General features: G+C 66.9%; 21 protein-coding genes and 1 riboswitch. Of the genes, 13 read left to right on the top strand and 8 right to left on the bottom strand.

The genetic code is table 11. The annotated features are described in order from the left end of the window. Window positions 1–43: 43 nt before the first annotated feature. On the bottom strand, window positions 44–523 hold the full coding sequence (locus ACZ6YI_RS02305) for an RDD family protein (RefSeq protein WP_465777243.1): 480 nt from the start codon (window positions 521–523) through the stop codon (window positions 44–46). A gap of 67 nt (window positions 524–590) precedes the next feature. On the opposite strand from ACZ6YI_RS02305, the gene xerD reads away from it, so the two are divergent. The 5 genes from xerD (at window position 591) to ACZ6YI_RS02280 (ending at window position 8171) form a co-directional block, all read left to right on the top strand. Beyond that, window positions 591–1505 (top strand): site-specific tyrosine recombinase XerD, encoded by a 915-nt coding sequence (gene xerD / locus ACZ6YI_RS02300; protein ID WP_465777242.1) that lies wholly within the window; start codon window positions 591–593, stop codon window positions 1503–1505. 93 nt (window positions 1506–1598) lie between these two features. After that, the gene (locus ACZ6YI_RS02295) at window positions 1599–2351 is read left to right on the top strand and encodes a DsbC family protein (protein ID WP_465777241.1); all 753 of its coding nucleotides are present in this window, start codon (window positions 1599–1601) and stop codon (window positions 2349–2351) included. 188 nt (window positions 2352–2539) lie between these two features. After that, window positions 2540–6403 carry a phosphoribosylformylglycinamidine synthase gene (gene purL / locus ACZ6YI_RS02290; protein ID WP_465777240.1) on the top strand — a complete coding sequence of 1288 codons (3864 nt, stop codon included), beginning with the start codon at window positions 2540–2542 and terminating at the stop codon, window positions 6401–6403. Window positions 6404–6423: 20 nt separating this feature from the next. After that, the gene (locus ACZ6YI_RS02285) at window positions 6424–7269 is read left to right on the top strand and encodes a glycosyltransferase family 2 protein (RefSeq protein ID WP_465777239.1); all 846 of its coding nucleotides are present in this window, start codon (window positions 6424–6426) and stop codon (window positions 7267–7269) included. Next, the gene (locus ACZ6YI_RS02280; RefSeq protein WP_465777238.1) at window positions 7266–8171 is read left to right on the top strand and encodes a DMT family transporter; all 906 of its coding nucleotides are present in this window, start codon (window positions 7266–7268) and stop codon (window positions 8169–8171) included. The genes ACZ6YI_RS02285 and ACZ6YI_RS02280 overlap by 4 nt, the downstream gene beginning before the upstream one ends. 100 nt (window positions 8172–8271) lie before the next feature. On the opposite strand, the gene ACZ6YI_RS02275 is transcribed toward ACZ6YI_RS02280, so the two are convergent. Beyond that, on the bottom strand, window positions 8272–9414 hold the full coding sequence (locus ACZ6YI_RS02275) for an aldose epimerase family protein (protein ID WP_465777237.1): 1143 nt from the start codon (window positions 9412–9414) through the stop codon (window positions 8272–8274). 132 nt (window positions 9415–9546) lie between these two features. Between ACZ6YI_RS02275 and ACZ6YI_RS02270 the strand changes: the two genes are divergently transcribed. Beyond that, a complete protein-coding gene (locus ACZ6YI_RS02270) occupies window positions 9547–10254 on the top strand; it encodes a FadR/GntR family transcriptional regulator (protein ID WP_465777236.1) in 708 nt (235 codons plus the stop codon). An 86-nt stretch (window positions 10255–10340) separates the two neighbouring features. On the opposite strand, the gene ACZ6YI_RS02265 is transcribed toward ACZ6YI_RS02270, so the two are convergent. Together ACZ6YI_RS02265 and ACZ6YI_RS02260 are read right to left on the bottom strand one after the other, a co-directional pair. Continuing rightward, window positions 10341–10547 (bottom strand): YbdD/YjiX family protein, encoded by a 207-nt coding sequence (locus tag ACZ6YI_RS02265; protein ID WP_440325577.1) that lies wholly within the window; start codon window positions 10545–10547, stop codon window positions 10341–10343. A gap of 11 nt (window positions 10548–10558) precedes the next feature. Continuing rightward, window positions 10559–12634 carry a carbon starvation CstA family protein gene (locus ACZ6YI_RS02260; protein WP_465777235.1) on the bottom strand — a complete coding sequence of 692 codons (2076 nt, stop codon included), beginning with the start codon at window positions 12632–12634 and terminating at the stop codon, window positions 10559–10561. A 168-nt stretch (window positions 12635–12802) separates the two neighbouring features. On the opposite strand from ACZ6YI_RS02260, the gene def reads away from it, so the two are divergent. Continuing rightward, window positions 12803–13339, top strand: coding sequence for a peptide deformylase (gene def, locus ACZ6YI_RS02255; protein WP_465777375.1), 537 nt, complete (start codon window positions 12803–12805; stop codon window positions 13337–13339). Window positions 13340–13343: 4 nt separating this feature from the next. On the opposite strand, the gene ACZ6YI_RS02250 is transcribed toward def, so the two are convergent. From ACZ6YI_RS02250 to ACZ6YI_RS02235, 4 genes are all read right to left on the bottom strand, one after another. Continuing rightward, window positions 13344–13727 (bottom strand): helix-turn-helix domain-containing protein, encoded by a 384-nt coding sequence (locus tag ACZ6YI_RS02250; protein ID WP_440325580.1) that lies wholly within the window; start codon window positions 13725–13727, stop codon window positions 13344–13346. Window positions 13728–13845: 118 nt separating this feature from the next. Continuing rightward, a complete protein-coding gene (gene pyrF, locus ACZ6YI_RS02245) occupies window positions 13846–14664 on the bottom strand; it encodes an orotidine-5'-phosphate decarboxylase (protein ID WP_465777234.1) in 819 nt (272 codons plus the stop codon). Between the two features lie 94 nt (window positions 14665–14758). Further along, window positions 14759–16417 (bottom strand): energy-dependent translational throttle protein EttA, encoded by a 1659-nt coding sequence (gene ettA / locus ACZ6YI_RS02240; protein ID WP_440325584.1) that lies wholly within the window; start codon window positions 16415–16417, stop codon window positions 14759–14761. A 137-nt stretch (window positions 16418–16554) separates the two neighbouring features. Continuing rightward, window positions 16555–17154, bottom strand: a complete 600-nt coding sequence (locus ACZ6YI_RS02235; protein ID WP_465777233.1) for a hypothetical protein — start codon at window positions 17152–17154, stop codon at window positions 16555–16557. A gap of 216 nt (window positions 17155–17370) precedes the next feature. Between ACZ6YI_RS02235 and glyA the strand changes: the two genes are divergently transcribed. From glyA to ribBA, 6 genes are all read left to right on the top strand, one after another. Further along, window positions 17371–18627, top strand: a complete 1257-nt coding sequence (glyA, locus tag ACZ6YI_RS02230; protein ID WP_465777232.1) for a serine hydroxymethyltransferase — start codon at window positions 17371–17373, stop codon at window positions 18625–18627. Window positions 18628–18630: 3 nt separating this feature from the next. Continuing rightward, window positions 18631–19146 (top strand): transcriptional regulator NrdR, encoded by a 516-nt coding sequence (nrdR, locus tag ACZ6YI_RS02225; RefSeq protein WP_440326191.1) that lies wholly within the window; start codon window positions 18631–18633, stop codon window positions 19144–19146. Between the two features lie 38 nt (window positions 19147–19184). Next, a complete protein-coding gene (ribD, locus tag ACZ6YI_RS02220; RefSeq protein ID WP_465777374.1) occupies window positions 19185–20249 on the top strand; it encodes a bifunctional diaminohydroxyphosphoribosylaminopyrimidine deaminase/5-amino-6-(5-phosphoribosylamino)uracil reductase RibD in 1065 nt (354 codons plus the stop codon). Continuing rightward, on the top strand, window positions 20246–21229 hold the full coding sequence (locus tag ACZ6YI_RS02215) for a Gfo/Idh/MocA family protein (protein WP_465777231.1): 984 nt from the start codon (window positions 20246–20248) through the stop codon (window positions 21227–21229). Before ribD ends, ACZ6YI_RS02215 begins: the two co-directional genes overlap by 4 nt. A gap of 144 nt (window positions 21230–21373) precedes the next feature. After that, window positions 21374–21523: riboswitch (FMN riboswitch) on the top strand. 74 nt (window positions 21524–21597) lie between these two features. After that, window positions 21598–22239, top strand: coding sequence for a riboflavin synthase (locus tag ACZ6YI_RS02210; protein WP_465777230.1), 642 nt, complete (start codon window positions 21598–21600; stop codon window positions 22237–22239). A 16-nt stretch (window positions 22240–22255) separates the two neighbouring features. Continuing rightward, entirely contained in the window at window positions 22256–23347 is a 1092-nt protein-coding gene (gene ribBA, locus ACZ6YI_RS02205) for a bifunctional 3,4-dihydroxy-2-butanone-4-phosphate synthase/GTP cyclohydrolase II (RefSeq protein ID WP_465777229.1), read from the top strand. Window positions 23348–23353: the final 6 nt, after the last annotated feature.

The raw sequence follows: 23353 nt of genomic DNA, 5'->3' as shown, positions 1-23353 counted from the left end.
AGCTTGCCGCAGCGTTGTGGGAGCGCGCTTGCGCGCGATAGCCCTACCGAACCTCAGTCCCCGCAGCCATGTCATGCAACCCACGCCGACGCGCATCAAACAGCGCCGGCAAGAGGATCACGGCCCAACCCACCAACGGTGCAAGCAACGCCACCTGCAGCGACGTCACGCGATAAAGCATCAACAGCAGCACCGGCAGCCCCGCGACCACGACGCGCACTAGCCCACGCTTCACATCCACGGCGCCGCCCTCACGCGACACCACGCGAATCTTCCACGGCCGCATGCCCAGCGTCTGCCCGCCGCGCGTCCACGAGAAAAAGAAATACGCGCCGACCACGAGACCCTGCAGCGGCTGGTACCACCACGCCACGATATGGCCCTTGCCGTCGGCCACCTGGCCGCCCGTGGCGATCTGCGCGATAAGCCCGACGACCATGACGATGGCCACCACGGCAAGCACGTCGTAAACGATCGCCGCAAAGCGGCGCCAGGCTGGGGCGGGCAGGGGCATCGTGTTCATGCGGTCTCGCAGTGGTGTCCTCCGGCCATTATGGGTTTTCCCGGTGCGCTCGTGCGACCATCGGCGCATGACGGAACCGAGCACCGAACCCTCCGCCGCCGATGCGCGCCTCATCGATCGCTTCATCGAGCGGGTGTGGTCGGAAGACGGCCTCGCCGATCGCACGCTCGAGGCCTATCGCCGTGATCTCGCGCAACTGTCGCGCTGGCTGGAGACGCGCGGCCATGGCCTGGCCAACGCGACCCGCGAAGACCTTTCCGCCTACCACGGCAGCCAGCCGGTATCGGTGCGCAGCATGGCGCGGCGGCAATCGGCGTTCCGGCGCTTCTACGCCCAGCTCGCCCGCGATGAAGGCAAGAAGGAAGACCCGACCCTGCTGATGCAGCGGCCGAAGATGCCGCGCGGTTTGCCCAAGGCCCTGGCCGAGCGCGAGATCGAGGCGCTCATCGTCGCGCCGGACCTCGCGACGCCACTCGGCCTGCGCGATCGCGCGATGCTCGAATTGATGTACTCCTCCGGGCTGCGCGTATCGGAACTGGTCGACCTGCCGCTCTCGGGCCTCAACACCCGCCAGGGCGTGCTGCGCGTGACCGGCAAGGGCGGCAAGGACCGGCTGGTGCCGGTGGGTGAGGAAGCCCTGAACCATGTGGAGCGCTACATGGCGGAAGCGCGGCCCGGGCTGGCGAAAGGCCACGGCCAGCCGCTGGCGCTGTTCCTCACGAACCGCGGTGCCGCCATGACCCGCCAGCAGTTCTGGACCCTCGTCAAACGCTACGCCATGCAGGTGGGCATCCCGGCCAAACGTGTCTCACCGCACGTTTTGCGTCATTCGTTCGCTACGCATCTTCTCAACCATGGCGCCGACCTGCGCGCCCTGCAGATGCTGCTGGGCCACAGCGCGCTTAGCACCACGCAGATCTATACGCTGGTGGCGAAGGAAGGCCTGAAGCGTCTTCACGCCCAGCATCACCCCCGCGGCTAACCTGCCCGTGCCACAATCGGGGGAACCGATCGCGCGCCACGCGTTCCAAGCTGGGCTCGCGGAATCCCCCGGTACCCCATGGAGCCGTACCCGATGTTGAAGAAAATTTTCCCGGCGATCCTGGCTGGCGCGTTTGCCATGAGCGCGGCCGCCGCCGATGACACCAAGGCCGTGCGCGCCGCCATCGAGGGCCTCGGCCCCGGTATCAAGGTCGATAGCATCCAGCCCTCGCCGATGCCCGGTTTCTACCAGGTGGTCGCCTCGGGGCGCATGGTCTACGTCACCGCCGATGGCCGCTACATGCTCAACGGCAACCTGATCGACCTGAAGAACCAGACCGACCTGTCCGCCGCCAGCTGGGCCGCGACGCGCAAGGCCGAGCTGGCCAAGGTGCCCGCTTCGCAGCGCCTGATCTACGCGGCGACGAATCCCAAGCACACGGTTACCGTGTTCACCGACGTCGATTGCGGCTTCTGCCGCCAGCTGCACTCGCAGATCGACGAGTTCAACAAGAAGGGCATCACGGTCGAATACGTGTTCTGGCCGCGCGAAGGCGTCAAGACCACGGGCGGCAACGACACCCCGTCGTACACCAAGGCCGTGTCGGTCTGGTGCGCATCCGACCGCAAGAACGCCTTCAACGAGGCGATGAAGGGCGGCTCGGTGAAGGCGGCCTCGTGCGCCAACCCGGTCAAGGATGAGTTCGAGCTGGGCGAGCGCCTGGGCGTGAACGGCACCCCCACCGTCGTGACCGAGAATGGCGACGTGGTGGGCGGCTACCTGAGCCCGGCCCAGCTGCTGAAAGCCGTGGAAGCCCCGGCCGGCACCGCTGGCAAGGGCGGCTGAGGCCCACGCTAGACCGATCGCGCGCAAGCGCGCTCCCACAACCGCCGCATCGGCCGGTCGTCCCGGGGCGCGGCAGCTCTTGTGGGAGCGCGCTTGCGCGCGATAGCGCCGCCCTCGGCGCCAGCCCGGATGCTGTCCCGCAACATCATGTAGAATAGGCGTTTTCCTCCAGCGCCTTTTCCCCCCGCATGATCGCACTCGACGGGCAGAGCGCCCTCTCGCCGTTTCGCCTCGAACGCCTGAACGCCCACCTGGAGTCCCTGTACCACGGGGCCCGCGTGCAGGCGGCCTGGTTCGTGTATTTCGTGGATGCCGCCACGCCGCCGGAAGGTGACGCGCGCAACCGCCTGCTGGCCGTGCTGGAAGCAAAGCCGGGTAACCCCGAGCCGGCCACCTTCTGGGTCGTGCCGCGCTTGGGCACCATCTCGCCCTGGTCGAGCAAGGCCACCGATATCCTGCATGGCGCCGGCTTCGCGGTGAACCGCGTGGAGCGTGGCGTGGCCTGGCAGGTCACTGGCCTGCCGCCGGCCACCGACCCCGCCTACGCCCAGGTCATGACGGCCTTCTGCGACCCCATGGTGCAGTCGCCGCTGGCACACCTGGCCGATGCGTCGGGCCTGTTCCTGGCCGGCACCCCGGGCGACCTGGGCCGCGTGGAACTCGGCGCCGATGCGCAGGCGGCCCTGGCCGACGCGAACAAGGCGCTGGGCCTGGCCCTGGCGGACGACGAGATCGACTACCTTGCCGATCGCTACGGCGAGATGGGCCGCGCGCCCACCGACGCCGAGCTGATGATGTTCGCCCAGGCGAACTCCGAGCACTGCCGGCACAAGGTGTTCAACGCCACGTGGACCCTGGACGGCAAGGAGCAGGAAGCTTCGCTGTTCGGCATGATCAAGAACACGCACAAGCACTCGCCGAAGTTCACCCTGTCCGCCTACAAGGACAACGCGGCGGTGGTCGAGGGTTACGAAGGCAGCCGCCTGTTCGTGAACCCCGACGACGGCGTGTTCCGCACGGTGAAGGAAAGCGCGCCGTACGCGATCAAGGTGGAGACGCATAACCACCCCACGGCCATCGCGCCGTGGCCGGGTGCCGCCACCGGCTCCGGTGGTGAAATCCGCGATGAAGGCGCCACGGGCCGCGGCGGCAAGCCGAAGGCCGGCCTCACCGGTTTCTCGGTGTCGCACCTGCGCATCCCGGGCACGCCGCGGCCGTGGGAAACCCCGCGCCCGCTCCCGCCGCGCATGGCCAGCGCCTTTGAAATCATGCGCGATGGCCCGCTCGGCGCCGCCGCGTTCAACAACGAATTCGGCCGCCCGGCCCTCGGCGGTTACTTCCGCACCTTCGAACAGGAAACCGGCGAGAAGGGCATTCGCCGCGGCTACGACAAGCCGATCATGATTGCTGGCGGCCTGGCTGCCATCCGCGAGCAGCACGTGCAGAAGCGCGACGTGCGCCCGGGCGACAAGGTCATCGTGCTCGGTGGCCCGGCCATGCTCATCGGCCTCGGCGGTGGTGCCGCCTCCTCGGTGTCGTCCGGCACCTCGAGCGCGGAACTCGATTTCGCCTCCGTGCAGCGCGACAACCCGGAAATGGAACGCCGCTGCCAGCAGGTGATCGACGCGTGCTGGGCGCGTGGCGAGAAGAACCCGATCGTCAGCATCCACGACGTGGGCGCGGGCGGTCTTTCCAACGCCATTCCCGAGATCCTCAACGACGCCGGCGTCGGCGGCATCATCGACCTGTCGAAGGTGCCCTCCGACGATCCCACGCTCTCGCCCATGCAGGTGTGGAGCAACGAATCGCAGGAGCGCTACGTCCTCGCGATCGGCCCGGAAGACATCGCCGAATTCGAAGCATACTGCGCGCGCGAGCGCTGCCCGTTCGCCGTGGTCGGCGAAGCGACGGCGGATGCCCGCCTCATCGTCAGGGATCCGCGCCGCGACCTCACCGTGATCGACCTCGGCATGGATGTGCTGTTCGGCAAGCCGCCGCGCATGCACCGCGATGCGCAGCGCGTGAAGCCGCGCGTCGACCTGGTCGCCGACCTCACCGGCATGGGCATGGATGAAGCGCTGATGCGCGTCCTGCGCCTGCCGGCGGTGGGCAGCAAGAACTTCCTGATCACCATCGGCGATCGCACCGTCGGCGGCCTCAACGCACGCGACCAGATGATCGGCCCGTGGCAGGTGCCCGTCGCGGACGTCGCCGTGACCATGACCGACTTCGACGGCTACACCGGTGAAGCGATGGCCATGGCCGAGCGTGCGCCGGTCGCGCTGCTCTCCAGCGCCGACGCCGCGCGCATGGCGGTGGGCGAAGCGATCCTCAACATGGCCGCGGCGCCGATCAAGCTGGAGGAGATCCGTCTCTCCGCCAACTGGATGGCCGCCGTGAACCATCCGGGTGAGGACGCCGCGCTGTTCGATGCGGTGCGCACCGTCGGCATGGAGCTCTGCCCCGAGCTGGATATCGCTATCCCGGTGGGCAAGGACTCGCTGCACATGCAGACCGTGTGGCAGGACGAGAACGGCAAGAAGCAGAAGACCGTTTCGCCGGTATCGCTCGTCATCACCGGGTTCGCCCGCGTCGATGACGTCCGCCGCGTACTCACCCCGCAGCTCAAGCTGGATCGCGGTGACACCGACCTGTGGCTGATCGACCTCGGTGCGGGCCGTGATCGCCTTGGTGGCTCGGCGCTCACCCAGGTGTTCAACCGCGCGGGCGGCGTGCCGCCGGACCTCGATGACGCGAAGCGCCTGCGCTCGATGTTCGACCTGATCCAGGAAGCGAACCGCGCCGGCCTGCTGCTCGCCTACCACGACCGTTCCGACGGCGGCGCGATCGTCACGCTGCTGGAAATGGCCTTCGCGGGACGCTGTGGCCTCGAGATCAAGCTCGATGGCTGGGCCGACGCCACGCTGCGCGCGCTCTTCAACGAAGAGCTCGGCGGCGTCGTGCAGGTGGCCAGCGCGAACCGCGAGGCCTTCGAACAGCTGCTGGTGAAGCACAACCTCGCCGGCATGACCCACAACGTGGGCCGCCCGAAGGAAAAGCTCGGCATCAAGCTGCACCTGAACGGCGAAACTCCGTTCAAGTGGAACTGGACGGAGCTGTTCCGCGCGTGGAACGAAACCAGCCACGCCATGCAGCGCCTGCGTGACAACCCGCTCAGCGCGGACCAGGAAAGCGAGTGGCGCCTCGACGACGCCGATCCGGGCCTGTCGCCGAAGCTGACCTTCGACCCCGCCGAAGACATCGCCGCACCGTACATCGCGACCGGCGTGCGCCCGCGCGTCGCGATCCTGCGCGAGCAGGGCGTCAATGGCCAGGTCGAAATGGCGGCCGCGTTCACGCGCGCCGGCTTCGACGCCGTCGACGTGCACATGACCGACCTCGCCACCGGCCGCTACCACCTGAAGGACTTCCGCGGCCTCGCCGCCTGCGGTGGCTTCTCGTACGGCGACGTGCTCGGCGCGGGTCGTGGCTGGGCCACCTCGATCCTCTACAACGATGCGCTGCGCGAGCAGTTCGCCCGCTTCTTCGAAGACGGCTCGAAGTTCGCGCTGGGCGTGTGTAACGGCTGCCAGATGATGTCGCAGCTGAAGGACATCATCCCGGACGCGAAGCACTGGCCGCAGTTCCTGCGCAACCAGTCGGAGCAGTACGAAGCGCGCCTTGCCACGGTCGAGATCCTCGACTCCGGCAGCCTGTTCTTCCGCGGCATGGTGGGCTCGCGCCTGCCGGTGGCGGTGGCGCACGGCGAAGGCCGCGTCAGCTTCCCGAATGTGTGCAGCCCGTCGAAGAGCCACGGCGCCGCACGTTTCGTGGACAACCGTGGCAAGCCGACCGAGCACTACCCGCTGAACCCGAACGGTTCGCCGGGTGGCCTCACGGCGTTTACCGCCGCGGATGGCCGCGTGCTGATCATGATGCCGCACCCCGAGCGCGTGTTCCGCAGTGCCCAGCTCAGCTGGCACCCGGAGCAGTGGGGTGAGGATTCGCCCTGGATGCGCATGTTCCGCAATGCGCGTGCCTGGGTGGGTTGAACAGGGCGGGATGGGAAACCGTGGCATCGGCTGACCTCACCAGCATCGTCATCGTCCTGGCCGATAGCGGCCCGTTGACTCGCGATTGCGTCGAACACGCGCTCGCGAGCGACCGGCCCGTCGAGGTCATCCTGGTCGACAACGGCTCGGATGACGGCGTGCCGGAGGCGCTGGACCGCGCGTATGCCGCGGACGATCGCGTGCGCGTGATCTACAACCGGGCGAACCTCGGTTTCGGCCCGGCGGTGAATCGCGGCGCCGCCGCCGCGCACGGCAAGTTGCTGCTCGTGCTCAACCCCGATTGCCTGATCGATTCCGACACGATCTCGCGGATGGCCGCGCACGTCGGGCCGCACACCGGCATCGTGGGTGCGCTGGTCCAGGATGCCGCGGGCCACATCGACCCGGCCTCGCGGCGGCGCGATCCGCTGCTCGGCCGCGCCCTTGCCACGAAGCTTGGGCGCGCAGGCATCGACATCGGCGGGCCGTTGCCCACTGGCGCGGAGCCGGTGGAAGTCGTCTCGGGAGCCATCCTTCTGATGCCTCGGAGCGCCTTCGAAACCCTGGGTGGCTTCGACGAGTCGTTCTTCCTGCATTGCGAGGACATGGACCTGTGCCGCCGCGCGCGTGACATGGGCTACCAGGTGCTGCTCGCCGGCGACGTCCGGGTCATGCACGGCAAGGGCGGTTCCAGCCGCCACCGCCCGGTGTTCGTGAGCCGGCACAAGCACCGCAGCATGTTCCTCTGGTTCCGCCGGCATGATCCCGCGGCGAAGAACCCGCTGGTGCGCGCGGTCGTCTGGCTCGGCATCTGGGCTCATTTCCTGCTGAAGATTCCCGGCCAGCTTCTCCGGAAACGCCGATGAGCGCGGCGTCGAAGGGGAGCGGCCTGGCCACGCTGGGCCTGCTGGCGGTGACCGCCATCTGGGGCTCGACCTTCGTGATGATCAAGGACGTCGTCGGGCGCATGTTGCCGATCGATTTCCTCGCCGTGCGCTTCGCGATCGCCGCCGTAGCGATGCTGCTGCTGTTCGCGGTGCCCGTGCGCCGGCTCGGCCGCGAGCAGACGCTGCGCGGTCTTGCGCTGGGCGTGCTCTACGGCGTAGCGCAGTGGCTGCAGACCGAGGGTCTGGCGCTGACCTCGCCGAGCGTCAGCGGCTTCGTCACGGGCATGTACGTGGTGTTTACCCCGTTCCTGGCCCTGGCGATCTTTCGCCAGCGTTTTCCCGCGAGTACGTGGGTCGCGGTCGTGCTGGCCATGGTCGGGCTCGGGATCCTCGCGCTCAACGGATTTGCCGTCGACCTGGGCGTGCTGCTGACACTCGCCTCCGCCGCGCTGTATGCGCTGCATATCGTGGGCCTCGGCCACTGGTCCCGCCCGGGCGATGCCTTCGGCATGTCGGCTATCCAGATGCTGGGCATCGCCGCGGTCTGCGTGCTGGCGACGCTGCCGCACCACGGCCCCTCGCTCCCGCCGGACGGGAAGGCGTGGGTCTCGATCATTTACATGGCGCTGGTCGCCGGCGCCCTGGCGATGCTTGTGCAGACATGGGCGCAGGCACACATGCCCGCGACGCGCGCGGCGATCGTCATGACCACCGAACCCGTCTTCGCGGCCGGCTTTGCCGTGGCATTGGGCGTGGATACGCTGACGACGCGCATGGTGCTCGGCGGCGCGCTGGTGCTGGCCGCGATGTACATGGTGGAACTGGCGCCGCGCTTCCGCCGCAAGAAACCCGCCGAAGCCCTGCACCACGAAGCCGGCTGACAGCCACTTCTTCTACTTCTGTGGGAGCGCGCTTGCGCGCGATGGGTGCTTGCCGCCAGCCCTATCGCGCGCAAGCGTGCTCCCACAACCCCCAGGAAAGTTACTTCGCGCCCTTGTCAGTCGTGAACTTGTACGTCATCACGTTCTTGTACGTCTGCCCGGGCTCGAGCCGTGCCGAGCCGAAGTCCGGCTGGTTCGGCGTATCGGGGAAGATCTGCGGTTCCAGCGCGAACGCATCGCCCTCGCGGTAGATGCCGCCTGCCTTGCCCGAGGTGGTGCCGTCGAGGAAGTTGCCGGAGTAAAACTGCAGGCCCGGTTGTGCGGACCACAGCGACATCACGCGACCGCTCTTCGGATCGGTGACACGCGCGACTTCGCGCGGGGCAGGGGCTTCCTTACGCGAGATCACCCAGTTGTGGTCGAACCCGCGGCCGTAGACCAACTGCTGCTCGCTCGCCTTGCGCACGTCGCGGCCGATCGGCTTGGCCTTGCGGAAGTCGAAGTAGGTGCCGGCCACGCTGCGGACTTCGCCGGTGGGAATCGCGGTCGCGTCCGTCGGCAGGTACGCATCGCCGGCGATCATCAGCTTCTGGTCCTCGACGCTGCCGGAGCCCTCGCCCGCGAGGTTCCAGTAGGTATGGTTGGTGATGTTGACGATGGTCGGCTTGTCGGTCGTCGCGGTGTATTCGATGGTCAGCTCGTTCTTGTCGTTGATCGAATACTTCGCCGTGGCGGTGAGCTGGCCGGGATAGCCCTGGTCGCCATCGGGGCTGACATAGGTCATCGTCACGCTCGGGTTCGCCCCGGACTCGACCTTGTCGACGGTCCATACCACCTTATCGAAGCCAAGCTTGCCGCCGTGCAGGGAGTTCGGGCCGTCGTTGACCGGGACGGTGTACTCCTTCCCATCCAGCTTGAACTTGCCCTTGGCGATACGGTTCGCGTAGCGGCCCACGGTGTCACCGAAGTACTGCGGCTTCTCGAACGTGCCCTTCAGGTCCGGGTAGCCGAGCACGATATCGCCCGGCTTGCCGTTGCGGTCCGGGACATCCAGCGCATAGAGCGCGGCACCCAGCGAGATGACCTTCGCGGTCATGCCCTTGCCGTTGGTCAGCGTGATAACCGTGACGTCCTTGCCGTCGGGCGTCGTCCCGAACGAGGCCTTGGTCGCGTCGCCGGCCGAGGCCGCCGATGCGGCGCCCAGCAGGATTGCCGTGGTCGTCACGGCCAGAAGCTTGCCCATCATCCACTCCCATTGTGGTCACCCCCGGGACGAGAGCATATTTGTCCGACAATTGACAAGCTGCGCTGCGTCAACGTCGCATGCGCAAACGTCGTTAGGATGGGCTAGCTGTTCAGGCGGGAAGGGGGCGCAATGGCACCGAAGATGGCGAATTCACGAAGCCTGCACGGGCAGGTTGTCGAGGAGATCGGCGAATCGATCGTCAGTGGCGCGCTGCGCCCGGGCGATCCGCTCCCCGGCGAAGCGCAGCTGGCCGCGCAGATGCAGGTCAGTCGCACCATCCTCCGCGAGGCGCTGAAAGTACTGGCGGCGAAAGGCCTGATCGAGACGCGCCAGAAGACCGGCATGCGGGTGCGTGATGCGCGGTTCTGGAACCACCTGGATCCGCAGGTGCTCTCGTGGCGCTGCGCCTCCATGCCGACCGAGGATTTCGTCTCGAAGCTGGTGGAGATGCGCGCGATCATCGAGCCCGCCGCGTGCATGGCCGCCGCGCGCCGCCGTGAACCCGGGCAGCTCGAAGCGATCGGCGAGGCACTCGATGCGATGGAGGCCGCCCCCGACCTGGACGCCTGGGCCGAGGCTGACCTGCGTTTCCATGAAGCCGTGCTCGCCGCGACGAACAACGAGTTGCTGAGTTCGCTGTTCGCGGTAATCGAAACGGCACTTGCCACGTTCTTCGTGATGTCCGCCCGTACGGCGAAGAACTTCAAGTACTCACTGCCGCAACACCGCGCCGTCTACGAAGCGATCCGTCGCCGCCGGCCGAACGAAGCGGCCACCGCGATGCGCTCGATGATCGACGACTCCCGCGCGAACATGCGCAAGGGCAAGCGAGCCTGACCAAGCTGTTGTGGGAGCGCGCTTGCGCGCGATGGGTGCTCGCGGCGAAGCCATCGCGCGCAAGCGCGGTCCCACAGTTCTTCAGGTCAGCAACACCGCCCACCCGTGCCTCTGTACCTCGCCTCCTGCCTCTCCCGGAAAAACTCCCCGTAGCTCGGTACCGGGCGTTCCGGGTGGTGTTCGCGCAGGTGCTTCACGTAGACATCGTAATCAGGCACGCCGCAGCAGAGGCGGGCGGTTTGCACCGCCCACTTCCACAACGAGCGCGGCGATGCCGGGGTGTACGTTTCCATCGGCTCGCTCCTTACTGGGACACGCTGGAGAGGGCGACGTAGGGTTCTTCGTGCGCCGTCGCGTGGTTGGCCTGCCACGCCCGGACGATCGAGCGCAGCGAGAAGAACAGCATGGTCAGCACCAGCAGCATGAACAGGCCGGTGAGCGCCATGTCCACGCGGTTGTTGGTGATGATCCGCTGCATCTCTTCCACCGATTTCGCCGGCGGCAGCAGCTTGCCGGAGGCGGCTGCATCGGCATACTTCTGCGCGGCGGCCGTGAAGCTGATCTTGGCGTCGAACAGCTTCTGCCAACCCGCGGTCAGCGTGCACACCACCAGCCACACCGCGGGGATCGCCGGGACGAGCACGTAGCGTTCGCGCTTGAGCTTCACCGTGACCACGGTGGCCAGCATCAGCGCGATCGCGGCGAGCATCTGGTTGGCGATGCCGAACAGTGGCCACAGGGTGTTGATGCCACCCAGCGGATCGACGGCACCCTGGTACAGGAAGTAGCCCCACAGCCCGACGCAGATTACGGTCGCGAGCACGTTGCTCACCCACGATTCGGTCTGCTTCAGCGGGGCGTACGCCATGCCGGCGAGCTCCTGGATCATGAAGCGGCCTACGCGGGTGCCCGCATCGACGGTGGTCAGGATGAACAGTGCTTCGAACAGGATGGCGTAGTGGTACCAGAGCGCCATCATGTCCTCGCCCGGCATGAGCCCGTGCAGCAGCTGGGCCATGCCGACGGCCAGGGTCGGCGCACCACCGGCGCGGCCCAGGATCGTGCTTTCACCAATGTTCTTCGCCGTGTCGCTCAGTTCGGCGGGCGTGACGACGAAGCCCCAGCTGCTGATCGCGGCCGCGGCATCCTGCACGGTGGTGCCGACCAGGGCGCCCGGCGAGTTCATGGCGAAGTACACGCCCGGGTGCAGCGATGCGGCGGCGATGAGCGCCATGATGGCGACGAAGGCCTCCATCAGCATGCCGCCGTAGCCGACCATGCGGGCTTCGCGCTCGTTGGCCAGTAGCTTCGGCGTGGTGCCCGAGGCGATGATCGAGTGCCAGCCGGAGACGGCACCGCAGGCGATGGTGATGAACAGGAACGGGAACAGGTTGCCCTGGAACACCGGGCCGGTACCGTCGATGAACTTGGTGACGGCGGGCATCTGCAGGGTGGGTGCGGACAGGAAGATCGCCAGCGCGAGCAGGGCGATGGTGCCGATCTTCAGGAACGTGGACAGGTAATCACGCGGCGCCAGCAGCAGCCACACCGGAAGCACGGAAGCGAAGAAGCCGTAGCCGATCAGCCACCAGGCAAGGGCCTTGGCGTCGAAATCGAACAGCACGGCCAGGTTCGGCGTGTCGTTCACCGTCTTGCCGTACCAGATGGAGGCCAGCAGGAGGATGAGGCCGATGATCGACACCTCGAGGATGCGGCCGGGCCGGATGTAGCGCAGGTACAGGCCCATGAGCAGGGCGATGGGGATCGTCGCGGCGACAGTGAACGTGCCCCAGGGGCTGTGGGTCAGCGCCTTGACCACGACCAGCGCGAGCACGGCCAGCACGATCATCATGAGGACGAGCACGCCCACCATGGCGATGACGCCGGGGACCTCGCCCAGTTCCTCACGCAGCATGTGGCCGAGCGAGCGCCCGTCGCGGCGCAGTGACAGGCCCAGGATCATGAAATCCTGGACGGCCCCGGCGAACACCACGCCCACCAGGATCCACAGCATGCCGGGCAGGTAGCCCATCTGCGCGGCGAGCACGGGGCCCACCAGCGGGCCGGCACCGGCGATCGCGGCGAAGTGGTGGCCGAAGACCACCCATTTGTCCGTGGGGACGTAGTCCAGTCCATCGTTGCGCAGCACGGCAGGCGTCGCCCGGCTCGGGTCCAGCTGGAGCACGTCCCGGGCGATCATCCGGCTGTAGAAGCGGTAGCCGATGAGGAAAACCGCGATGGAGGCGGTGACCAGCCAGATGGCATTGATGGGTTCGCCGCGGCGCAGGGCGATGACGCCGAGGCACCAGGCGCCGACGATGGCGATGGCGGCCCACAGGATTTTCCCGGCGGGACTGGGTTTCGGAATGGCGCTATGCATGGTTTCTCGGCTCCCCTTGCGGTTAGCGACAAGGGTCACCCCCGCGCCCGTGGGGGTCAATGATTCGCGGGCCCCGCGCGTATTAGCCATTGGTCGAATGGAAACGACTTGAGCCGGGGCGCCGCACAGGCCATGCTGGCCCTAACCCCACACCCCTGCGGCCTGCCGATGATTCGCGAGATCCTGAAAATGGGCGACGAGCGCCTGTTGCGCATCGCCCCTCCCGTGCCACGCGAGATGGTGGGTTCGGCTGAGCTGGATGCCCTGATCACCGACATGTTCGACACCATGCACCACGCCGGTGGCGTGGGCCTGGCCGCGCCGCAGATCGGCGTGGACCTTCAGTTGGTGATCTTCGGCTTTGACAGTAGCGAGCGTTACCCCGACGCACCGCCGGTGCCGCAGACGATCCTGCTCAACCCGATGATCACCCCGCTGTCGCAGGACATGGAGGAGGGCTGGGAAGGCTGCCTTTCCGTGCCGGGGTTGCGCGGCGCGGTGAACCGTTACTCGCTCATCCGCTACCAGGGCATCGACCCGCAGGGCCAGCCCATCGACCGCACGGCGGAAGGTTTCCACGCCCGCGTGGTCCAGCACGAATGCGATCACCTGATCGGGCGGCTATACCCGTCGCGGATTACGGACTTCACGAAGTTCGGGTTTACCGAAGTGCTGTTCCCGGGGATGGATATCGGGGACGATTGAAGCGCTATTCGGCCTCGGCGAGGGCCTCGACGATAACGAGGAGGGCCTTGCGGCGTTCCTTCGGCAGGCGGCTGACCAGCCCGACCAGGCGCAGTTGCTCACGCGAGTCGGCGCGGTAGAGCGCGGGGCTTTCCTTGACGCCGGTGGCGCCGCTGGGCGAGCCGCGACCCGTGGCGAGCCATTCGAAGTTCACGCCGAAACGGACGGCCATGTCGATCTGGCGCTCGAGCTCGGGCAGGCCGAGGTCGCTGAGCCACTTGCGTGCCGTTTCCCGGCTGACATCGAAGAGATCGGCCAACTGGGTAATGCGGCCGCGGCCTTTCTTGACGCCGGCCATGTCCAGCGCGACATGCAGGCGTTGAGAAAAACCTCGGTTAGAGAGTGGCATAACAACTCCGGTGAAACGCTTTTACGGCGCAAAAGACCCGGTATTGTTGATAGCCCGGGCCGGGAGCGTAAGCCCTTGACAGTTGCCAAGTCGTGCAATTTACGACTGCTTTTCGTTTTTAACGCCCAAAACGAAACGAGTTGACCGATTTTCTCATTTCGTCCGCCGCTCGATAAGCCGCCTCGGCGAAGTCGGACTCACTGCTGGCATAGATGATGGCGCGGGACGAGGAAATCATCAGGCCGCTGCCGTCGCTCGTTTGCCCGTGCTTCATGACGGCGGCGAGGTCACCGCCCTGGGCGCCGATGCCGGGGACCAGCAATGGCATGTTACCCACAATTGCACGCACGCGACCTAGTTCTTCTGGCCAGGTGGCGCCGGTCACGAGCGCGCAGTTGCCGTTTCCGTTCCAGTCCCGCGCGATCGCCTCGGCCACCCGCAGGTAAAGCGGCTGGCCACCGCAGTCGAGCGCCTGGAAATCGGCGCCGCCCGGGTTGGAGGTGCGGCAGAGCAGGATGACGCCCTTGTCCGCATGCGCCAGGAAGGGCTCGGCCGTGTCCTTGCCCATATAGGGGTTGAGCGTTACGGCATCCGCTTCGTAACGATCGAACGCTTCGGCGCGGTAGTGCTTCGCGGTCGAACCGATATCGCCACGCTTGGCATCCAGGATCACCGGGATGCCGGGGTGCTTGTCATGGATATGCCGGATCAGGCGTTCGAGTGCACCTTCGGCGCGCTGCGCGGCGAAATGCGCGATCTGCGGCTTGAAGGCGCAGACCTGGCTGGCCGTGGCATCGACGATATCGCGGCAGAAGGTATAGATCCCTTCCTCGCCCGAGAGCCCCGCCGGCAGGCGGCCGGGTTCGGGATCCAGGCCGACGCAGACCAGGGAGTCGTTGCGACGCCAGGCGTCCTTCAGCGAGTTCATGAAGTGCACGGGCAGCGCTCCTGTGGATATGTGGGAGCGCGCTTGCGCGCGATCGCGCGCAAGCGCGCTCCCACAAGTTTGGTGTTTACCGCGGTGAAGCTGGTCAGACCAGCTTCTTGTACTTCACGCGCTTCGGGCCGGCGTCGTCGCCGAGGCGGCGCTTCTTGTCGGCTTCGTACTCGTTGTAGTTGCCCGGGAAGAACTCGACGTGCGAGTCGCCTTCGAACGCGATGATGTGCGTGGCGATGCGGTCGAGGAACCAGCGGTCATGCGAGATGACCACGGCGCAGCCCGGGAACTCGAGCAGGGCGTCTTCGAGCGCGCGCAGCGTTTCGACGTCAAGGTCGTTCGACGGTTCGTCGAGCAGCAGCACGTTGCCACCCTGCAGCAGGGTCTTGGCCATGTGCAGGCGGCCGCGCTCACCACCGGAAAGCTGGCCGACGATCTTCTGCTGGTCGGTGCCCTTGAAGTTGAAGCGGCCGATGTACTGGCGCGACTGGATTTCAAAGTTGCCGATCGTAAGGATGTCCGAACCGCCCGAGACTTCCTGCCACACGTTGTTGGCCGGATCAAGCGCGTCGCGCGACTGGTCGACGTAGGCGAGCTTGACCGTGTGGCCCAGCTTCACTTCGCCGGAATCCGGGGTTTCCTTGCCCATGATCATCTTCATGAGCGTGGACTTACCGGCACCGTTCGGGCCGATCACGCCGACGATGGCGCCGCCGGGGATCTTGAACGAGAGGTCTTCGATCAGCACGCGGTCGCCGAACGACTTGGTGACGTTCTTGAACTCGATGACTTCCTGGCCCAGGCGCTCGCCCGGCGGGATGAAGATCTCGTTGGTTTCGTTGCGGCGCTGGTACTCGACCGAGTTCAGCTCCTCGAAGCGGTTAAGGCGAGCCTTGCCCTTCGACTGGCGGCCCTTGGCGGCCGAACGAACCCACTCGAGTTCCTTCTGGATGGCCTTCTGGCGCGACTTCTCCTGGTTGGCTTCCTGTTTCAGGCGCTCGTCCTTCTGCTCCAGCCACTCGGTGTAGTTGCCCTTCCAGGGAATGCCGCGGCCGCGGTCGAGCTCGAGGATCCACTCGGCGGCGTTGTCGAGGAAGTAGCGATCATGGGTGACCGCGACGACCGTGCCCGGGTAGTCGTGCAGGAAGGTTTCCAGCCAGTCGACCGATTCGGCGTCGAGATGGTTGGTGGGCTCGTCGAGCAGGAGCATGTCGGGCTTGGAGAGCAGCAGGCGGCACAGGGCCACGCGGCGCTTTTCACCACCGGACAGCGGGCCGATCATCGCGTCCCACGGCGGCAGGCGGAGGGCGTCGGCGGCCACTTCGAGCTGGCGCTCCAGCGCGTGCGCGTCGTTGGCGGCGAGGATGCCCTCGAGGCGCTCCTGGCGCTTGGCCAGCGCGTCGAAGTCCGCGCCTTCCTCGGCGTAGGCGGCGTAAACCTCCTCGAGTTCCTTCTGTGCATCGAGCACTTCGGAGACGCCTTCCTCGACGGCTTCACGCACGGTCTTGTTCGGGTCGAGGTCCGGCTCCTGAGCGAGGTAGCCGATCTTGGTGCCCGGGTTGGCGCGTGCTTCGCCCTGGTAGTCCTTGTCGACGCCCGCCATGATCCGCAGGACCGTGGACTTGCCCGCGCCGTTGATACCCAGCAGGCCGATCTTGGCGCCGGGGAAGAACGAGAGGGAGATGTCCTTGATGATCTGGCGCTTCGGGGGGACGATCTTGCTGACCCCGTTCATGGTGTAGATGTATTGCATGGACGCTCCGTAAGGAAAGCCGGCCCCCGGCAGCGGAAGCTCCCGGCGGGCAAACCCTCATTATAGCGGGGTTCGATGACGAAGATCGCCGCCCGGAGAGGGCGCCGGCTGAACGGGCGGGGCCGGCGCCCAGGCCCTTAAAGCAGCCCCGTGACGACGTAGCGGCGTATGCGCGCCTGGTTCCTTTCCGAGTAGACCTCGCACGGCCACACGCCGAACTCGAAATCGGCCATGTTGGTGCTGCAGGCGGTCCAGCGCTCGGCATCCTCGTGGACGGCCCCGAACGTATGGCCCAGTTCGTGGGCGACGTTGGACGACGTGCGCACGCTGGCCATCGCGAACGGGGTGCCCTCGTAGGCTATCCCCAGCGACTTCCCGTTCGGCGAACCCTGGACCACGAGGACCATGCGGGTCGCCCGGGTATCCGGCTCACCAATCCGCTCGAGGACCGCCTGGGCGGCCTTCCGCCATGCCCCTAGGGCACCTTCATAGCCGTACGGCAGCCTCTCCAGCCCATCCAGCTCGCGATGGACGTGGATCCGGATGTCCTGCCCGGGCAGCACATCGGCGCGCATGTGGCCCAGCCAGGCGCTCACATGCTCTGAGACGAAGTCCTGCTCGTTCATCTGGACATCCTCGTGGAGCACGAAGTGAACATCGATGGCCGGCGGAGCCTCGGCGAAGGCGGGTGACGGGGCGGACAGGGCCAGGCCGAGAGCCAGGAGCTTGGTTTTCATAGGATTCCTTTCGTGGTTTGGCAAATGGACGTTCCACGTCCGCCGGCAACGTTAGGAGACTTTGGGCTGCCCGGGCGTAGGGATGATCCCTGGCGCGCTGTAGGTCGATGCCGACAGGGCGGCCCGCTGGACGCCTGCGGGCTTGCCTCGCTGGCCGCAAACCCCCACCTCAGCTACACTTTTCGCCTTCCCCTACGTACTTCCCACGAGGTTGAGATGTTCCCGAAGGATGCAACGATCGCCGGCTATGACGACGAACTCGCCCAGGCCATCGCCAACGAGTCCCGCCGCCAGGAAGATCACGTCGAACTGATCGCCTCGGAGAACTACGCCAGCCCGCGCGTCATGGAGGCCCAGGGCTCCACCCTGACCAACAAGTACGCCGAGGGTTACCCGGGCAAGCGTTACTACGGTGGCTGCGAGTACGTGGACGTGGCCGAAAAGCTCGCCATCGAGCGCCTCAAGAAGCTGTTCGGCGCCGACTACGCCAACGTGCAGCCGCATTCCGGCTCGCAGGCCAACCAGGCCGTGTACTTCGCGCTGCTGAACCCGGGCGACACCATCCTGGGCATGAGCCTGGCCCACGGCGGCCACCTGACCCACGGCGCCAAGGTCAACCTCTCGGGCAAGATCTTCAACGCCGTGCAGTACGGCATCGATCCGGATACCGGCCTGGTCAACTACGACGAGATCGAAAAGCTCGCCGTCGAGCACAAGCCGAAGATGATCGTCGCCGGCTTCTCGGCTTACTCGCAGGTGCTCGACTGGGCGAAGTTCCGCGAGATCGCCGACAAGGCCGGCGCGTACCTGTTCGTGGACATGGCCCACGTCGCCGGCCTCGTGGCCGCGGGCGTGTACCCGAACCCGGTGCCGCACGCGCACGTCGTCACCTCGACCACGCACAAGACCCTGCGCGGTCCGCGCGGCGGCATCATCGTGGCGAAGGGCCTCGGCGAGGAGCTGGAAAAGAAGCTGCAGTCGGTGGTGTTCCCGGGTATCCAGGGCGGCCCGCTCATGCACGTCATCGCCGCCAAGGCCGTGGCCTTCAAGGAAGCGCTGGAGCCTTCGTTCACCGATTACCAGAAGCAGGTGGTCGCCAACGCCAAGGCCATGGCGAAGACGCTGATCGCGCGTGGCTACAAGGTTGTCTCCGGCGGTACCGAGAACCACCTGATGCTGGTCGACCTGATCGGCCGCGAAACCACGGGCAAGGACGCGGAAGCCGCGCTCGGCAAGGCGCACATCACCGTGAACAAGAACGCCGTGCCGAACGACCCGCGCTCGCCGTTCGTGACCTCGGGCCTGCGCGTCGGTACGCCGGCGATCACCACACGCGGCTACAAGGAAGCGGACACGGTGGAACTGGCCCACTGGATCTGCGACGTGCTCGACGCGCCGAACGATGACGCCGTCATCAAGGCCGTGCGCGAGAAGGTCACGGCGCAGTGCAAGCAGTTCCCGGTGTACGGCTGATCGATGCATTGTCCGTTCTGCCAGCATGAAGACACCCGCGTCATCGATTCCCGGCTTACCGAGGACGGTGGCACGGTGCGTCGGCGGCGCGAGTGCCCGCAGTGTGGTGAGCGTTTCAATACCTTCGAAACCGCGGAACTGAAGCTCCCGGCGATCGTGAAATCCGGCGATCGCCGCGAGCCTTTCGACGAACACAAGCTGCGCGTCAGCTTCGAGCGTGCATTGCAGAAGCGGCCGGTGGCCAGCGATTCCGTCGATGCGGCCACGCGTGCGGTCATGAACGACCTGCGCCGCAGTGGCGAGCGCGAGGTGCCGTCGCGGCAGGTGGGTGAGCTGGTCATGCGCGAACTCAAGGCGCTCGACCAGGTGGCCTACGTGCGCTTCGCCTCCGTCTACCGGCGGTTCGAGGATGTCCACGCGTTCCGTGAGGAGATCGAGAAGCTCGAGCGTGACCTTCCGTCGCTGGAAGGCCTGCAGCTGCCCCTGCTCGAGGCGGCGCGGCGCGGACGCAAGCCCTGATGACCCGCCCGTTCTTCCCGGCCATGGACCATGTCCACATGGCCCATGCGTTGCGTCTCGCCGCCCGCGGTATGCACACCACCCAGCCTAACCCCCGCGTCGGTTGCGTGATCGCGCGCGGCGAGACCGTGCTGGGCACGGGCTGGCATCCGAAGGCGGGAGAGCCGCATGCGGAAGTGTTCGCGCTGCGCGAAGCGGGTGAAGCCGCGCGCGGCGCGACCGCCTACGTCACGCTGGAGCCTTGCGCGCACCATGGCCGCACGCCGCCGTGCGCCGACGCGCTGATCGCCGCCGGCGTCGGCCGCGTCGTCATCGCCCATGAGGATCCGTTCACCCAGGTGGACGGCAAGGGCATCGAGAAGATTCGCGCGGCGGGCATCGGCGTGCAGATCGGCCTGATGCGCGATGCGGCGCACGAGCTCAATATCGGTTTCTTCAGCCGCATCCAGCGCGGCCGCCCATGGGTCCGCGTGAAACTGGCGATGAGCCTGGACGGGCGCACCGCGCTCGCCGATGGCTCGTCGAAATGGATCACGGGCGACGCCGCCCGCGCGGATGGCCAGCGCTGGCGCGCGCGCGCCTCGGCTATTCTCTCCGGCAGCGGCACGGTGCTCGCGGATAACCCGCGGCTCACCGTGCGCCTGCCCGGCGATGAACCGTTCGTGCCGCCGTTGCGCGCGATCCTCGATACGCACCTGCGTACGCCCGCGGGCCACCACGTGCTCGATGGCAGCGCGCCGACGGTGCTGCTGCATGCGGCCGACGCCACGGTGCCCGCGCACCTGCAGGCGGTGCAGCGCGCGACGATCCGTAGTGAGGACGGCAAGGGTCTCGACCTTCGCGCGGCGCTGCACTGGCTCGCCCAGCACGATGTGAACGAGGTGCATGTCGAAGCCGGCCCGGTGCTGTGCGGCGCGTTGCTCGCCGAAGGCCTGGCGGATGAGCTGCTGATCTACATCGCGCCCGTCCTGCTCGGGAACACGGCGCGGCCGATGCTGCACCTGCCACCGCTCGATGACATGGCCTCGCGGTGGAAGCTCGAAACGATCGACCGCCGCCAGATCGGTGACGATACCCGCCTGCTGATGCGCCCCGCCGCATGAAGACCGTGCGCTGGGGCATCATCGGCTGCGGCGCGGTCACCGAAGTGAAGAGCGGGCCCGCCTTTGCAAAGGTGCCCGGATCGGCGCTCGTGGCCGTCATGCGCCGCGATGCCGGCAAGGCACGCGATTACGCACAACGCCATAACGTGCCGCGCTGGTACGACGATGCGGAAGAGTTGATCGCGGATCCGGAAGTCGATGCCGTATACATCGCGACCCCGCCGTCGAGCCATCGCGAGTACGCGTTGAAGGCGATCGCGGCTGGCAAGCCGGTGTACATCGAAAAGCCCATGGCGATGAACCACCGCGAATGCCTCGATATCGTCGAGGCGGGCAGGGCCGCGAACGTCCCCGTGTTCGTCGCGTACTACCGTCGCGCGTTACCTCGTTTCACCACGATCGCCCGGCTGCTGCGCGAAGGCGCGATCGGCGCGCCGCGCTTCGTCAATGTCGTGCTGCACCACCCTTTCGAAAAGGCCTACCAGGATCCGGCGAACCTGCCCTGGCGGGTGCAGCCTGCGCTCTCCGGTGGCGGCATCTTCGTTGACCTCGCCAGCCACACGCTCGATATCCTGGATTTCCTGCTCGGGCCGCTGGTGGATGTGCGTGGCATGTCGCGTAACCAGCTCGGCGCGTACCCGGCCGAGGACAGCGTCGCCATGGCCTTCGCCCTCGGCGATGGCGTGCTGGGCACCGGCCTCTGGAACTTCGGTGCGGACCGCCGCGAGGATCGCATCGAGATCGTCGGCGACCGTGGCCGGCTGGTTTTCGCCACCTTTGGCGATGGCCCCATCCGGATCGAAACCGACGGCAAGGTCGACAACCTTTCGATCGAAAACCCGGCACACATCCAGCAGCCGCTGATCACCACCATGGTGCAGGCGCTGTTGGGAGAAGGAGAGTGCCCCTCCACTGGCGAATCCGCCGCCCGCACGAGCTGGGTGATGGACCAGGTGCTAAGGACCACGCAGGTGCCATAGCCCCCGTGGGAGCGCGCTTGCGCGCGATGGGGCTTGCCGCAACGCCATCGCGCGCAAGCGCGCTCCCACAAGAATGGCCATCGCCCCCAAGAGCGGGGTTGCAGTGGCCCCAGCCAGCCCCATGTTATGATCCGCTCCACATTCAAGCGTCTTCAGGGCGGGGTGTAATTCCCCACCGGCGGTAGGTTTCCGCGAGGAAACGAGCCCGCGAGCGCTCCCGGTCCTGCCGGGAGGTCAGCAGATCCGGTCAGACTCCGGAGCCGACGGTCATAGTCCGGATGAAAGAAGACGGCACCATGCGTCCCCCGCGGGGCGCGTGGCGCCATGCGCCTTGGGACGTTTTTCGCCCACCTAGCGAGAAACGCCATATGTTCACCGGCATCATCCAGGCTGTAGGCCGCATCAAGCGGCTGGAACCCCGCGGCGGCGATGTCCGCCTCGTGGTCGACACCACTTCCCTCGACATGGCCGATGTCGCCCTGGGCGACAGCATCGCCGTGTCCGGCGTCTGCCTCACGGTCATCGAATTCGATGCCAGCAGCTTCGCGGCCGATGTCTCCAACGAGACGCTCGCCATGACCTCGCTGGGCAAGCACAAGGCCGGCGACGCCGTGAACCTGGAGAAGGCCCTGCGCCTCGCCGATCGCCTCGGCGGCCACCTGGTTTCCGGCCATGTGGACGGCACCGGCAAGGTCGTGTCGGTCGTCCCCGATGGCCGCTCGCAGCGCTGGACGTTCGAGGTGCCGCGCGACCTGGCCCGCTACATCGCCCACAAGGGTTCGGTGTGCATCGACGGCACCAGCCTAACGGTGAACGAGGTGGACGGCACGCGTTTCGGCGTGAACCTTATCCCCCACACGGTGGAACACACGACGTTCGCGGCACGCCGCCCCGGCGATACGGTGAACATCGAAGTGGACGTGGTGGCGCGCTACGTGGAGCGCCTGCTCTCCGCCGGCGGCGCCCCGCGTCTCGACGAAAACTTCCTCAAAGACCACGGCTTCGCCTGACGGGACGCGCACGACCATGCCATTCAACACCATCCCCGAGATCGTCGAAGACCTGCGCCAGGGCCGCATGGTCATCATCGTGGACGACGAAGACCGCGAGAACGAAGGCGACATCGTGATGGCCGCCGAGAAGGTGCGGCCCGAAGACGTGAACTTCATGGTGCGCGAAGCGCGCGGCCTGCTGTGCCTTACGCTGACCGAGCAGCGTACGCGCCAACTCGGGCTGAAGCCGATGGTCGCGGACAATAATTCGCCGTACCACACCAACTTCACGGTCTCGATCGAGGCGGCCGAAGGCGTGACCACCGGGATCTCGGCGCACGACCGCGCACATACGGTGCAGGTGGCCGTGGCGAAGGACGCGAAGCCGGCGGATATCACCATGCCCGGCCACGTCTTCCCGCTCACCGCCCAACCCGGTGGCGTGCTGACCCGCGCCGGCCACACCGAAGCCGGTTGTGACCTCGCCGCGATGGCGGGCCTGGAGCCGGCCGCGGCGATCATCGAAGTGCTGCATGACGATGGCTCCATGGCGCGCCGCCCGGAACTCGAGGCGTTTGCCGCGAAGCATGGGCTGAAGATCGGCACCATCGCCGACCTCATCCGTTACCGGCTCGAAACGGAAAAGACCGTCGAGCGTGTGTTCGAGGAAGGCGTGGAGACGGAGTTCGGCCCGTTCCGCCTCGTGGCGTATCGCGATGCGATCCGCAGCGGCCTGCATTTCGCCCTGTTCCGCGGCGATATCGCCGATGGCGAGCCGGTGCTCACCCGCGTGCATGTGCGCAACACGCTCTCCGACGTGCTGCACCTGAAGCGCGACGACCTTGGCCAGACCGTCACGGAAGCCTTGCGCCGCATCGCCGACGAAGGCCGCGGCGTGATCCTCGTGCTTTCCGGCGCAGACACGCCCGAGGCCCTGCTGGGCCGCCTGCGCGGCGACAAGCAGCCCATGCCGGCGCCGAAGGATGACCAGGAATGGCGGCAGCTGGGCCTTGGCGCGCAGATGCTCGCCGATCTCGGCGTGAAGCGCCTGCGGGTCATCGGCACGCCGCGCAAGTTCGTGGGCATTTCAGGCTTTGGCCTTGAAGTGGTCGAGCAGGACAGCTAAACCTGA

The organism is Luteibacter sp. NPDC104163 (genome assembly GCF_055584245.1).
This window is presented reverse-complemented; position numbering and strand designations above follow the sequence as displayed.